The 12,343-nt window shown below is 38.1% G+C and carries 17 protein-coding genes and 1 other RNA gene; 2 read left to right on the top strand and 16 right to left on the bottom strand.

From position 1 onward, the window contains the following. Positions 1-17 precede the first annotated feature (17 nt). Complete coding sequence (gene rpoN, locus SB679_RS13025) at positions 18-1,481, top strand: RNA polymerase factor sigma-54 (protein WP_034710000.1); 1,464 nt, start codon at positions 18-20, stop codon at positions 1,479-1,481. A gap of 83 nt (positions 1,482-1,564) precedes the next feature. On the opposite strand, the gene SB679_RS13020 is transcribed toward rpoN, so the two are convergent. The 3 genes from SB679_RS13020 to SB679_RS13010 are packed head-to-tail and all read right to left on the bottom strand — an operon-like array spanning position 1,565 to position 4,412. Continuing rightward, positions 1,565-3,193: an AMP-binding protein gene (locus SB679_RS13020; protein ID WP_410702751.1), complete on the bottom strand. Its 1,629-nt coding sequence runs from the start codon at positions 3,191-3,193 to the stop codon at positions 1,565-1,567. A 60-nt stretch (positions 3,194-3,253) separates the two neighbouring features. Beyond that, entirely contained in the window at positions 3,254-3,928 is a 675-nt protein-coding gene (locus SB679_RS13015) for a beta-carotene 15,15'-monooxygenase (protein ID WP_410702750.1), read from the bottom strand. Then, entirely contained in the window at positions 3,921-4,412 is a 492-nt protein-coding gene (locus SB679_RS13010; RefSeq protein ID WP_034710291.1) for an RNA polymerase sigma factor, read from the bottom strand. The genes SB679_RS13015 and SB679_RS13010 overlap by 8 nt, the downstream gene beginning before the upstream one ends. Before the next feature lie 160 nt (positions 4,413-4,572). Between SB679_RS13010 and rnpB the strand changes: the two genes are divergently transcribed. Next, positions 4,573-4,896: RNase P RNA component class A (gene rnpB, locus SB679_RS13005), an RNA gene on the top strand. Positions 4,897-4,976: 80 nt separating this feature from the next. Here rnpB and SB679_RS13000 read toward each other — a convergent pair. The 13 genes from SB679_RS13000 to SB679_RS12940 all read right to left on the bottom strand — a co-directional run bounded on the left by SB679_RS13000 (position 4,977) and on the right by SB679_RS12940 (position 12,302). Further along, positions 4,977-5,516 (bottom strand): hypothetical protein, encoded by a 540-nt coding sequence (locus SB679_RS13000; protein ID WP_410702749.1) that lies wholly within the window; start codon positions 5,514-5,516, stop codon positions 4,977-4,979. Between the two features lie 52 nt (positions 5,517-5,568). Continuing rightward, positions 5,569-6,120, bottom strand: a complete 552-nt coding sequence (locus SB679_RS12995; protein WP_410702748.1) for a hypothetical protein — start codon at positions 6,118-6,120, stop codon at positions 5,569-5,571. A gap of 6 nt (positions 6,121-6,126) precedes the next feature. After that, on the bottom strand, positions 6,127-6,504 hold the full coding sequence (locus SB679_RS12990) for a hypothetical protein (protein WP_410702747.1): 378 nt from the start codon (positions 6,502-6,504) through the stop codon (positions 6,127-6,129). Positions 6,505-6,585: 81 nt separating this feature from the next. Beyond that, positions 6,586-7,113: a hypothetical protein gene (locus SB679_RS12985; protein ID WP_410702746.1), complete on the bottom strand. Its 528-nt coding sequence runs from the start codon at positions 7,111-7,113 to the stop codon at positions 6,586-6,588. 1 nt (position 7,114) lies between these two features. Then, positions 7,115-7,672 (bottom strand): hypothetical protein, encoded by a 558-nt coding sequence (locus SB679_RS12980; RefSeq protein WP_410702745.1) that lies wholly within the window; start codon positions 7,670-7,672, stop codon positions 7,115-7,117. Positions 7,673-7,677: 5 nt separating this feature from the next. Continuing rightward, positions 7,678-8,055, bottom strand: coding sequence for a hypothetical protein (locus SB679_RS12975; RefSeq protein ID WP_410702744.1), 378 nt, complete (start codon positions 8,053-8,055; stop codon positions 7,678-7,680). 83 nt (positions 8,056-8,138) lie between these two features. After that, complete coding sequence (locus tag SB679_RS12970; RefSeq protein ID WP_410702743.1) at positions 8,139-8,714, bottom strand: hypothetical protein; 576 nt, start codon at positions 8,712-8,714, stop codon at positions 8,139-8,141. A gap of 8 nt (positions 8,715-8,722) precedes the next feature. Beyond that, positions 8,723-9,100 (bottom strand): hypothetical protein, encoded by a 378-nt coding sequence (locus tag SB679_RS12965; RefSeq protein ID WP_410702742.1) that lies wholly within the window; start codon positions 9,098-9,100, stop codon positions 8,723-8,725. Between the two features lie 16 nt (positions 9,101-9,116). Then, positions 9,117-9,668 (bottom strand): hypothetical protein, encoded by a 552-nt coding sequence (locus SB679_RS12960; protein ID WP_410702741.1) that lies wholly within the window; start codon positions 9,666-9,668, stop codon positions 9,117-9,119. Positions 9,669-9,674: 6 nt separating this feature from the next. Continuing rightward, positions 9,675-10,055 (bottom strand): hypothetical protein, encoded by a 381-nt coding sequence (locus SB679_RS12955; RefSeq protein WP_410702740.1) that lies wholly within the window; start codon positions 10,053-10,055, stop codon positions 9,675-9,677. Between the two features lie 138 nt (positions 10,056-10,193). Then, the gene (locus SB679_RS12950; RefSeq protein ID WP_410702739.1) at positions 10,194-10,727 is read right to left on the bottom strand and encodes a hypothetical protein; all 534 of its coding nucleotides are present in this window, start codon (positions 10,725-10,727) and stop codon (positions 10,194-10,196) included. Positions 10,728-10,891: 164 nt separating this feature from the next. Continuing rightward, on the bottom strand, positions 10,892-11,269 hold the full coding sequence (locus tag SB679_RS12945; RefSeq protein ID WP_410702738.1) for a hypothetical protein: 378 nt from the start codon (positions 11,267-11,269) through the stop codon (positions 10,892-10,894). A gap of 163 nt (positions 11,270-11,432) precedes the next feature. Beyond that, entirely contained in the window at positions 11,433-12,302 is an 870-nt protein-coding gene (locus SB679_RS12940) for a polyphosphate kinase 2 family protein (RefSeq protein ID WP_410702737.1), read from the bottom strand. Between the last annotated feature and the right edge of the window lie 41 nt (positions 12,303-12,343).

The following is a 12,343-nucleotide window of genomic DNA, read 5'->3' as shown; positions in this document are numbered from 1 at the left end:
AAAACACACATATTAATATGCTTAAACAACACTTACAACTCAAATTAGGACAGAAGCTGGCACCACAGCAGATCCAATTGATGAAGCTTATTCAGCTTCACACGTTGGAATTTGAAGAAGAGTTAGAGAGAGAGTTAGAAGAGAACCCTGCGTTGGAGATTGCAAAAGAAGAATCTAAGGAAGATGATTATTCTTCCCTGGAAGAAGCATATCAGGATGAAGGAACAGAAAGCATTGAAACAGACTTTGATGTCAATGATTATCTCTACGACGACGAACCTAACTATAAAACTGCATCCAGCAACTATTCTGCGGATGACGAAGAATTCGATAATGAAAGCCTTTTAACAGAAGGCCAGTCTTTATATGATTATCTGATGGAGCAGATTCATCTTGCCAATATCAATGAGGAAGATGTGAAAATTGCTGAATATCTTATCGGTAACCTTGATACAGATGGGTATCTGAGAAGAGAAATCAAATCTATCGTTGATGATCTGGCTTTTTCCCAGGGAATTTATACCACCAAGGAAAGAGTGGATGATGTGCTGGAAAATTATGTTCAGAAGCTTGATCCGCCAGGAGTAGGCGCAAGAGGCCTTCAGGAATGTCTGTTGTTACAGATCGAAAAAAAGGTGAGTTCTGATAAAGCAGTTTCTTTAGCGGCAAATATCCTGAGACATCAGTTTGATGCATTGACCAACAAGCACTATAACAAGATCATCCAGAAATATGATATCGAAGAAGAAGACCTTAAAGATGCATTGGATGAAATTTCCAAGCTGTCTCCCAAAGTAGGAGGGAATTTTGATACTCAAACCATTACGATCAACCAGGAAATTATCCCGGATTTTGTAATTCAGGTGAAGGATGGAATCGTTATTCCAATGCTGAACAGCAAGAATGCGCCTACTTTAAGAGTTTCGGAAGAATATAAAGATATTTTAACGACGTATTCACATGATAAAAAATCGGCTGATCATAAGCAGGCTGCTTTATTTATCAAGCAAAAACTGGACGCTGCAAAATGGTATATCGATGCCATTAACCAACGCCAGAACACGTTATTACAGACCATTAATGCCATTGTAAAATTCCAGAAGAATTATTTCATAACGGGTGATGAAAAGTCGTTAAAACCTATGATTCTGAAAGATATTGCTGATATTACAGGTTTTGATATCTCTACGATTTCAAGAGTAGTGAAAAGCAAGTATGCAGATACTCCAAATGGAATTATTTACCTTAAAGACTTATTTTCAGACAGTTTGACGAATGATGATGGGGAAGAGGTTTCTACTAAGGAAATTAAAAACCATCTTCAGGAAGTGATCAGTAAGGAAAATAAAAGAAAACCGCTTACCGATGATGCATTGGTAGTGATCTTAAAAGAACAGGGCTATAATATTGCAAGAAGAACGATTGCAAAGTATAGAGAACAGCTTAATATTCCGGTTGCACGATTAAGAAAAGAATTATAATAAACGTTTATTATTTAGAATATTTAAAATGCCCAATTAATCAGTAACTGGGCATTTTTATTAAATTTTATTTTAAAGTATGGTTACGAACGAGGCTTGCCCATTTCGATTCCCAGTTCTTTTATAGAAATCTCTCGCATTTCTACTTTCCTTATTTTTCCTGAAATCGTCATGGGAAATTCATCCACAAACTTCCAGTATTTCGGGATCTTATAATGGGCTATTTGGTTTTTACAGTAGGTAAGGAGCTCTTCTTCCGTAAGGTCGAATCCTTTTCTGATTTTCACCCAGGCCATCACTTCCTCTCCGAATTTTTCACTGGGAACTCCAATGATCTGCACATCCAGAATATTGGGATAGGTGTATAAAAAGTCTTCAATTTCTTTGGGCGAAATATTTTCTCCGCCGCGGATGATGAGATCTTTCATCCTGCCGGAAATGGTAATGTACCCTTCATCATCCATCACGGCCATGTCTCCGGTGTGCATCCATTTTGCATCATCCAATACTTTTTTAGTATTTTCAGGATCGTTCCAGTATTTCAGCATCACAGAATAGCCTCTTGTACAAAGTTCGCCATGTTCTCCGCGTTTCAGTACTTTTCCGTTTTCATCGATGATCTTTATTTCCAGGTGATCCTGAACAGTACCCACGGTGCTTACCTGTTTTTCCAAAGAAGTACCTATTAGGGTTTGTGTGGAAACCGGGGATGTTTCGGTCATTCCGTAGCAGATACTCATTTCTTTAATGTTCATAAGGTTTTCTACTTTTTTCATGATCTCTGGAGGGCAGACGGAGCCGGCCATTACACCAGTCCTTAAGCTGGAGAAATCATATGTATTGAAATCTTTTACAGCTAGTTCGGCGATAAACATGGTAGGAACACCATACAATGAGGTACATTTCTCGTCAGAAACTGTTTTTAAGGTAATATCAGGATCAAAACTGTCATTAGGAATCACAATGCAGGCTCCGTGAGCAATACAGCAGATATTTCCGATCACCATTCCGAAGCAGTGGTAAAACGGTACAGGAATACAGACCCGATCTTTCTCGGAATAGCGTAGGCGGATACCTATGAAATAGCCGTTATTCAGAATATTATGATGGGAGAGGGTTACGCCTTTAGGAAAGCCGGTTGTTCCGGAAGTATACTGGATGTTGACAGGATCATCAAACTGCACATATTCTTCGAAACTTTGGAGGGTTTCATCGGAAATATATTGTCCGTTGTTTACAAATTCTTCCCAGGTATCATCAAAGAAAATAGCATGTTCCATAGAAGGGCACACCTCTTTGGCGTAGTCTACCATTTCTTTATAGTTGCTGGTTTTAAAGTGCAGTGATGAAAAAATAAAACGGATTTCAGACTGGTTGATGACATAGGTCAGTTCATGCGTTCTGTACGCAGGGTTGATATTAACTAGAATCGTTCCTATTCTCGCCGTTGCATATTGCAGAACTACCCATTCATAGCGGTTAGAAGCCCATATTCCTATTCTGTCTCCGGATTTTGCCCCTAAATAAATCAGGGCTTTAGCAACGGCTGTTGTTTGATTGTAAAACTCCTGATAGGTAGCCCGGTAATTTTGGTGAACTGAGATTAATGCTTCCTGATGAGCGTGTTTTTCAACCGTATTTTTTAGGTTGCCTCCGATTGTCTCACCCAATAAAGGAATAGCGGAAGCACCGTGTACATAGGATAATGCCATAACTAAAGATTTGGTTACCTAAAATTAGTAAATAAATCGTAAGCTAAGGTCTGTGAAGTATTAATTTTCCTGGGAATCGATGTCTTTAAGCTGTTTTAGATTTTTGTCCAGCTTCCTCATGATAATACCATATACCAGTTTGTAATAAAGCCACACCAGTGTTACCGTTAAAGCGGTGCTTAAAACGATTCCAACCAGGAAACCTGTAAGAGTAGAATTATTAACCTCTATACTTTGAGAATTCAGAGAGTAGAAGATAAAACCAATAAATACGGTGGTAACAACAACGAGTAAAACAATGCTGATTAAAATAAATGCATTAACCGTTTTTTTAAAGTGTATAATCCGTGTAATTAATCCTTTAAGATTTTCCTCTATTTTTATCTGTCGGTAGTTTTGATAAAATTTATAGACGAAATAAGCTGTTATCAATAAGCTAAGACTTTTAATAATTAAATATATAATCTCAAAACTGTTTTCTACCTCAGGTGTTTTTTGGGCTCCCAGTCTTTCCAATAGTTTAAGAAAGCTGTTGGACTCATCTCCCTTCATGAAGTAAAATACCCCCATGATCGAAAAGAACAGAAATTCTACCACACTGATCCAGAAAATATATTTCACGTAATTGCGCGATTTTCGGTTCAGCATCTGAAGAATCTCGCTGTTATCGTATTTCTGTTGAACAGGCTGTTCTTGCCATGTCTTCTTAAAACTGTCTAAATCAAATTCAGGCATATTTTTCCATCTGTTCTTTAAGGGTTTTCTTTAATCTGTTCATTTTCACACGTGCATTAACTTCGGTAATCCCGAGGTTTTCTGCGATATCCTTGTAAGGCAAATCATCCAGATACATCATTACAATGGCTCTTTCCACATTAGGCAATGTCTTTATTACCGTATACAAAAGTGATACCTGCTGCTGTTTTTCATCATCATCTTCAATAAAATCTCTGTGATTAATATCTAATTCGTTGGTAGGTAAGCTTTTGCTTTTTTTTCTGAAAAGGGTAATGGCTGTATTAAGGGCTACACGATACATCCAGGTAGAAATTTTAGAATTTCCTTTAAAAGAATCGTAACTTCTCCAGAGCTGAAGAACAATTTCCTGGAAAAGATCTTCTTCATCTTCCAGAGAGTTGGTATAAAGACGCGAAACCTTGATAATCAAACCCTGATTATCCTTGATGAGCTGCGCAAATTCTTTTTCTCTAGAAATCACAATAGATGTATAACGGCACGAAGATAATAATAATGTAGTGATTAATGAAGAGTTATCATTTATAATTATAGACAGGACGCTAAAAGGGGAGAATACATTTGAGAATTTACTTATAGTGTCATTATCTCATTCTCAAAATTATCCTGTATCTTTGCGGCCACGAGAAAGTCGGCTTGTTGATTCCTGCTTCGGCAGGGGTAGGAAAGTCCGGACACCATAGAGCAGCAAAGCGGATAACATCCGTCACCCGTGAGGGTAGGACAAGTGCAACAGAAAGCAAGTACAGTTCGGCTGTAGTGAAACCAGGTAAACTCTTTGCGGTGCAATGATAAGTATATCGGTTCTTTTCAGCAATGAAAATAGGGGCGGCTCGCTCTGAAAGCCGAGGGGTAATCAGCTAAAGTATTGCAGCAATGCAGGACGCAGATAAATAACAGGCACTTCTTCGGAAGTACAAAATCCGGCTTACAGATTTTCTCGTGATTTTATGAATAATATATCGATCTATACAAAGAAAAGCGGAGAATTTCTCCGCTTTTTCTATGAATAATAGTGTTTGTAATTTTAATATAGCTGGGTGTAGGTAATAGTTCCGATCACAAACATCTCTGCACTATTGAGTCCGTTTGGGGTATTGTAGGAAGGTGTAGGAGTTGAAGAATTACAGGAGGTGATACTTAAATTGGCATTGAACCCTGTTACATACGATCCGGTTGCGGTATCAAACATATCAAATCTTGTAGCAGACCATTTGGTGAAATTGGATATCGTGCCTCCGGGCATCACTGCGGGATGATTCCACGGTCTGACATTCGTGGTGCTTGCCGAAGTGCTAACCGTCCAATTGGGATTGGGGTACAAAGATGAAGTGTATTGATCTCTGTAGTTATCATACTGCAACTGTTGCCCATTACCGGTATTGGAATCTGCAGGAACAATAATTTTATTCGCATTTGCTACGATGGGATAACATCCCAGGCTGTTATTAGCTATAATATCTCCTCTGTATTCATAAGGAGTATAATTGTTAATGATAAGAGTTCCTCCCTGAGCATAAGTCAAAGATACTGCTGCTATCCCTAATATTGTCAAAATTTTTTTCATAATGATTGATTTTTTAGATTTAGATTCTTACGGATCTAATGGCTTTTTTATATTAAAAGATTTGTAAATAAGTAACCATAGTGCCACCGGTAGAAATAGTAAACCATTCTACTTCACCATTAGGATCAAGTATATAATCAGTGCTTGTATAGCACGTATTGGGGGTTGCGTCACCAATACTGTAATTGAATCCCGGTACTTGGTTATTGGTTCCAGGGAAATACATAGCAAATTTTGAAGTAATCCATTTTGTATTATTTGAAATACTTCCTCCGAGTACAAGGCTGGCATCATCCCAGGACGTTGCTGTAGTATTTCCCTGTGTCAGAGTTACATTCCAGCTTGAAATTGGGTAGAGAGACGAAGTATACTGAATTTGATAGTCTTTTATGACTAATGCATTCCCGTTACCCATATTGGCATTGGCCGGAACCTTGATAGGATCCGGATCCCTGTTCATCACCATCGGAAGACAGTTCGTGAGATTACTGGCAAGAAGGTTTCCATGAAAGTCATACCCTGAATAATTATTAAGAACCAATACGCCCTGTGAGTAAGCTATAGAAGCCGCTGCTATCCCTATTAGGGTTAAAAACTTTTTCATAATGTTTTAGTTGTCAGTTTTTATATTTTTACGGATCTCATCAGTTTTTTTCATATAGATTTGGGTTGCCCATACGATGATCTGACTCATGTCACCACCGGTTTTTCTCATCAACTCAGATTCTGTAACACCTGTTGAGAGGATGAGTTCTTTGGAAGCAGGAACCAGTAATGCTTTTCTTCTATCACTCAGTTCAGAGGTATTCCTTTTTCTTTCCTCTTCCGTAGGTCGGTTTTGAGGTTCACCCAGACTTTTGAATGCTTTATCAAAGTTTTCCATCTGCTGAGTTTTCATGCTGGCTACGGTATTAACGGCAGTTCCTTCATTATTACATGAAATAAGTCCCAGCAGGGTAAAGGCCGTTAGTAAAAAATATCTTTTCATAAATAGGTTGTTATGGATTTTATTGAATTTTTAATAAATAAAAGCGGAATTTTCCGCTTTTATTCTGAAATTTTGAATTTTTTATGGATAATCATACACCTGCAGGTAAATTATCCCCGAAATGGAAAACCATTCTGCTTCCGCTGTAGTGCCCAGCTGATACAGATTGGCTGAGAAGCCTGCCATATTTGATACAATAGGATTACCTATTATAAAAGTATCGGCACCATTTCCCTGATCATCTTTAGTGACAAAATGATACATCGCCCATTCTACCGAAGAACTTATCCCCGCCATAGCCGGATCATTGTAATTGTAAGCAGTGCTGCCACCAGCCGTGGTAACGTACCATTTTAAAATTGGCAGGGATGAAAGGCCGGAAGTATTCAATGTTATGTACTCTACATCAGTCGTTAACGGTGGAACAGTATATGTTCCATAGGGAGGATTGGGAGCTGCAAAAGCTACAGGATAGCCGTTTGTTTTACTGCAAGCCATTAGCCTTCCTTCGAGCCTCAGCTTACTGTAATTATTGATCATTAAAGGGGTGCTTTGTGCAAAAGAAAACACGCCACAGAATAAAAGGGCTGATACTATTAGTTTTTTCATATTAATAAATTTGTAAATAAGAGTAATCCACATTTCCTGTGGTAATATTGAACCATTCTACATCGCCATATGGAGTCGAAATATTGGAGCTTGCTCCCGTACATGGATCCTGAGGTTCTCCAATCAGGCCACTGAAAGAAGGCTCGGGAGTAGAAGTTCCTGCATAATACATTTGAAATTGAGAAGAAGACCATTTTGTATTCGCAGAAATGACACCACCGGGTGCAATACTTGCGTGATTCCATGCTCTTACTACCGGTGTTGCGGCGCTTAGCTGTACCAACCAGCTTGCATTAGGGTACAGAGAGTTTACATACTGATCTTTAAAATTAGCATACACCAGTTCATTTCCATTATTCATATTGGCGTCAGCAGGAACAACAACCATTGCAGGGCTGTTCGTAGTGACATATGGATAGCAGCCTCCGCCGAAGTTATGGGCACTTAAAGTTCCATGAAAATCAAAAGTGGTAGAATAGTTGTTGACAATTAATTTTAAGTTTTGCGCATTGATTAATGATACTGCCGCGATGAAAATTGTAGTTAAAATTTTTTTCATGTCTTTTAGTTTTCGGCTTTTATATTCTTGCGGATGTCCTCACTTTTTTTCATATAGATCTGAGTAGCCCATACAATGATCTGGCTCATATCGCCTCCGGTTTTTCTCATCAGTTCAGATTCTGTAACGCCTGTTGAAAGGATGAGTTCTTTAGAAGCAGGAACTAAAAGCGCTTTTCTTCTGTCACTCAGTTCAGAGGTATTTCTTTTTCTCTCTTCTTCCGTAGGACGGTTTTGAGGTTCACCCAGACTTTTGAAAGCTTTATCAAAATTTTCCATCTGTGGAGTTTTCATGCTGGATACAGTATTCACAGCAGTTCCTTCATTGTTGCACGATATCAGGCCTAAAACGGCAAATGCGGTTAATAAGATTGTTTTTTTCATAATGTTTAGTTATTGGTTTTATATTGTTGTGGATTTCGTTGGATTTAAGGCAGTAAAAACTGCCAATACAATTTTTTATATAATTAAAATGTATAGAGTTGGATGTAGGTATAATTAATTCCTCCACTCGATAGGGTAAAAATTTCCGCACTGTTGGTGATACCTCCCGAAGTCATATCAAAATAATCAGGTGCCGTATAGCAGGAAGCATTTCCGGCAAGAGTTAAACCACTGCTGAAACCGGGAACTCCGTTCGTTGTTCCTGCATAATTCATTTTAAATTTTGTAGAGGCCCATTTCGTATTATTGGAGACTGTTCCGCCGGGCATAACTGCGGGATGATTCCATGCTCTCGGCATACTGCTTGTGCTGGAGGTTTGTACATACCATTGAGTCATGGGATACAGAGAAGAGGTATATTGATCTTTGTAATTTCCATATTTCAGTTCATTTCCATTTCCCATATTGGCATTGGCAGGAACTGTTACCATTCCCGGGTCCCCGGAGGTTACAAAAGGATAACATCCTCCGGCAAAATTATTAGCCATGATGTATCCTGAAAAATCATGAGGTGTATAGTTATTGATGACAAGAGCACCACCCTGAGAATAGCCAAAAGCAAAAGCTGCAACCCCCAGTATTGTTAAGAATTTTTTCATACCAGTACCTATTTATCAGCTTTTATATTGTTGCGGATATCCTCACTTTTTTTCATATAGATCTGGGTAGCCCAAACAATGATCTGGCTCATATCACCTCCGGTTTTTCTCATCAGTTCGGACTCTGTAACGCCTGTTGAAAGGATTAGTTCTTTGGAAGCCGGAACTAATAGTGCTTTCCTTCTGTCACTCAGTTCAGAAGTATTTCTTTTTCTTTCTTCTTCCGTAGGACGGTTCTGAGGTTCACCCAGACTTTTGAAAGCTTTATCAAAATTTTCCATCTGTGGAGTTTTCATACTGGATACGGTATTGACAGCGGCTCCTTCATTGTTGCATGATATCAGGCCTAAAATGGCAAATGCGGCTAATAAGATTGTTTTTTTCATAATTATATGGACGTGGTTAGTGTATTTCTAAAAAAGTTGTGACTGTAGTACCTGTTGTTATGGTAAACCATTCTGCTGTTCCATACGGAGTAGTGATCAGATTATCAATCAGAACACATGGATTGGCATTGTTTCCTACATTTCCATTAAAAAACGTTTCCGGGGTGTTGGTTCCGGCAAAATACATCTGAAATTTAGTAGCAGACCAGGTGGTATTGTTGGCAACAGTTCCGCCAGGCATAACGGCGGCATGGTTCCAGGCTCGGGGTTGTGTATTTGTGGGACTTGTCGTTACGCTCCACTGAGTGATCGGAAATAAGGAATCCGTATACTGATCCCTGTAATTTTTATAAATAATGGCATTGCTGTTTCCCATATTGGAATAAGCGGGGGCAATAATCGTTGCGGGGTTCAGCGCATGAACATAAGGGTAGCATCCTCCTGCAAAATTGTTGGCAGAAAGACTTCCGTGAAAATCATACCCGGAATAATTATTAATGATAAAAATGCCTTGGGAATATGCCAGAGAAACTGCGGCTATTCCTATTAATGTTAATAGTTTTTTCATGATATTTTAGTTGTCAGTTTTTATGTTTTTACGGATTTCGTCAGTTTTTTTCATATAAATCTGGGTTGCCCAGACAATAATCTGACTCATATCACCTCCGGTTTTTCTCATGAGTTCAGACTCTGTAACGCCTGTTGAAAGGATCAGTTCTTTGGACGCCGGAACTAAAAGAGCTTTTCTTCTGTCACTCAGTTCAGAAGTGTTTCTTTTTCTTTCCTCTTCCGTAGGTCGGTTTTGAGGTTCACCCAGACTTTTGAAAGCTCTATCAAAGTTTTCCATCTGTGGAGTTTTCATGCTAGCTACGGTATTCACTGCTGCTCCTTCATTGCTGCAGGAAATGGTAAGACTTACGACAGCAAAAGCTGCCAATAAAAAATGTTTTTTCATGATTAAATAAGATAATTTTGTATTGTAATAAGTTGAAAATAAAGACATAAGGATTCCTTCCAAAAAACTTTTTAAGTTTTTTGAATATTAGATTTTCCAATAAGACAGCTGAATGACTAGCAGCCTATGGGATAATGATTAATAAATTTCCAGATAAGTGATCGCTCCGGCTGGTGTTGTAATGGTATACCAGTCAGCAGAAGAAACACTTCCCGTCAGCGAAGAACTGAATCCGGGATAAATGTTGGGGTCGCCCAGTTCATAAGTGTCTACCGTATTTCCTGTAGCAGGATCCGTAAGCCAGAAATGAAATCCGCCCCATTCATTTGATGAATTCATGGTATTGGTAATGAAACTATGATTATAAGGGTAGCTACCATTGTTGGAAGGCGTTGTGTAATCTGTAACATTCCAGGTCATTATAGGGAGAATGGCTGTTCCAGAGGTATCAAATGTATTATATTGAGTATACTGTCCGGCAGGTACGGTATACGTTCCATAAGGAGGATTAGGAGAAGCAAACATATAAGGGCCGGCAATTGGACCGGCACTTCCTGTACGAAGTCTTCCTACTGCATGATAGGAACTGAAATTGTTAATAACTAAAGGAGTACTTTGTGCAAAGGAAAGAACTCCTGCAAACACGGATAAGAGTAATGATATTTTCTTCATATATATTAGTTTATTTGATGATTAGGTGAAATATTTGGGGCTGCAGAGGATATCATCATAAACTAATCTTCATAGAAATAGTATAGTTCTGAATCACTTACAGCAACGGTTAAACAGCCTAATAATACGTGAGTATTTAATAGGAATGTTTTCCGTGAAATATCTTAATTTTCAGATTTCAGATGGTTGCGGATCTCGTCACTTTTTTTCATGTAGATCTGCGTAGCCCAAACGATGATCTGGCTCATATCGCCGCTAGTTTTTCTCATCATTTCAGATTCTGTAATGCCTGTTGAAAGGATTAATTCTTTAGAAGCGGGAACTAAAAGAGCTTTTCTCCTGTCGCTCAGTTCAGAAGTAGCCCGTTTTTTTTCTTCTTCAGTAGGGCGGTTTTGAGGTTCGCCCAGGCTTTTAAAAGCTTTATCGAAATTCTCCATGGACGGAGTCTTCATACTTGTTGCTGTATTCACAGCGGTTCCCTCATTGCTACAGGAAGCGATGCTTATTAAAGCAAACGCTAATAACAATAATTGTTTTCTCATAGTTAAAGTTTTGTAAAGGGTTATCAAAATTAATTTCAAAATTAATTTTTGATAAATTTATAAAAAAAACTCTTACAAAAAACAAATTATTCACTTTTTGGTGTTTTTTAAATAAAAATATTTACTTTTATTTAACTATTAAGTAATATGTTACGCTTGTTTTTTATTCACTTTCAAGTGTTTTTTTAGATTCTATCAATCCCATTTTATCTTTTTCTGAAAGCTGAGGATATTGAAGATCCATTTTTTCCAGGGTATCAATAATAATCTGTATTGCTGCCACTCTTGCAAACCATTTGTTGTCAGCAGGAAGTACATACCATGGCGCATGATCTTTTGAAGTTTCATTAATGGCCGTTTCATAGGCTTCCATATATTGGCCGAACAAAGCTCTTTCAGGAAGGTCTGCTGAAGAGAATTTCCAGTTTTTTTCCTGCTCATCAATTCGGTCGAGAAGTCTTTTCTTTTGTTCGCCCTTAGAAACATTCAGAAATATTTTTACAATGGTAGTTCCGTTTTGCGAAAGGTGTTTTTCGAAATTACGGATGCTTTCATATCTGTTTTCCCAGAATGTGCTGTCAAAATCTTTTACCGTTTTCCATGTTTTTTCGCTGAGGTTGTATTCAGGATGTACTTTGCATACTAAAACACTTTCATAATGAGAGCGGTTGAAAATACCGATCATCCCTTTTTGCGGTAAGGCTAAATAATGTCTCCACAAAAAATCGTGGGCATATTCTTTTGAGCTGGGTGTTTTAAAACTGGTAACATTGCATCCCTGTGGATTTACGCCTCCAAAAACATGTTCTATCATACTGTCTTTACCCGCAGCATCCATTGCCTGTAGGATAACCAGAAGAGATTTACTTCCATCTGCATACATTTTTTCCTGAAGCTCACGAAGCTTTTCTTTTTCCTTAATTAATAATTCCTTTCCTTCTTCTTTAGTGAGTTTTCCTTCATAAGAAGTTGAAGATTTTTTTATTGAGAATTTTCCGTTTACCAGGAAGTCATCAGAGAAATTGGTGTCCATACATGTTGATATTTATAATAAAAGTAATAAAAAAAACCGCC

The sequence above is a fragment of the Chryseobacterium sp. SIMBA_029 genome, from assembly GCF_046535275.1.
Lineage (GTDB): Bacteria > Bacteroidota > Bacteroidia > Flavobacteriales > Weeksellaceae > Chryseobacterium.
Note: the sequence above shows the minus strand (reverse complement) of the source record. Positions and strands in the feature narration are given on the sequence as shown.

Excerpts from the sequence above, each read along its gene's own strand:
- SB679_RS13000 (WP_410702749.1), bottom strand. The coding sequence starts at position 5,516 with ATGAAAAAAATTTTGACAATATTAGGGATAGCAGCAGTATCTTTGACT.
- SB679_RS12955 (WP_410702740.1), bottom strand. The coding sequence starts at position 10,055 with ATGAAAAAACATTTTTTATTGGCAGCTTTTGCTGTCGTAAGTCTTACC.
- SB679_RS12960 (WP_410702741.1), bottom strand. The coding sequence starts at position 9,668 with ATGAAAAAACTATTAACATTAATAGGAATAGCCGCAGTTTCTCTGGCA.
- SB679_RS12990 (WP_410702747.1), bottom strand. The coding sequence starts at position 6,504 with ATGAAAAGATATTTTTTACTAACGGCCTTTACCCTGCTGGGACTTATT.
- SB679_RS12970 (WP_410702743.1), bottom strand. The coding sequence starts at position 8,714 with ATGAAAAAATTCTTAACAATACTGGGGGTTGCAGCTTTTGCTTTTGGC.
- SB679_RS13015 (WP_410702750.1), bottom strand. The coding sequence starts at position 3,928 with ATGCCTGAATTTGATTTAGACAGTTTTAAGAAGACATGGCAAGAACAG.
- SB679_RS12975 (WP_410702744.1), bottom strand. The coding sequence starts at position 8,055 with ATGAAAAAAACAATCTTATTAACCGCATTTGCCGTTTTAGGCCTGATA.
- SB679_RS12995 (WP_410702748.1), bottom strand. The coding sequence starts at position 6,120 with ATGAAAAAGTTTTTAACCCTAATAGGGATAGCAGCGGCTTCTATAGCT.
- rpoN (WP_034710000.1), top strand. The coding sequence starts at position 18 with ATGCTTAAACAACACTTACAACTCAAATTAGGACAGAAGCTGGCACCA.
- SB679_RS12985 (WP_410702746.1), bottom strand. The coding sequence starts at position 7,113 with ATGAAAAAACTAATAGTATCAGCCCTTTTATTCTGTGGCGTGTTTTCT.
- SB679_RS12940 (WP_410702737.1), bottom strand. The coding sequence starts at position 12,302 with ATGGACACCAATTTCTCTGATGACTTCCTGGTAAACGGAAAATTCTCA.
- SB679_RS13020 (WP_410702751.1), bottom strand. The coding sequence starts at position 3,193 with ATGGCATTATCCTATGTACACGGTGCTTCCGCTATTCCTTTATTGGGT.
- SB679_RS12945 (WP_410702738.1), bottom strand. The coding sequence starts at position 11,269 with ATGAGAAAACAATTATTGTTATTAGCGTTTGCTTTAATAAGCATCGCT.
- SB679_RS12950 (WP_410702739.1), bottom strand. The coding sequence starts at position 10,727 with ATGAAGAAAATATCATTACTCTTATCCGTGTTTGCAGGAGTTCTTTCC.
- SB679_RS12965 (WP_410702742.1), bottom strand. The coding sequence starts at position 9,100 with ATGAAAAAAACAATCTTATTAGCCGCATTTGCCATTTTAGGCCTGATA.
- SB679_RS12980 (WP_410702745.1), bottom strand. The coding sequence starts at position 7,672 with ATGAAAAAAATTTTAACTACAATTTTCATCGCGGCAGTATCATTAATC.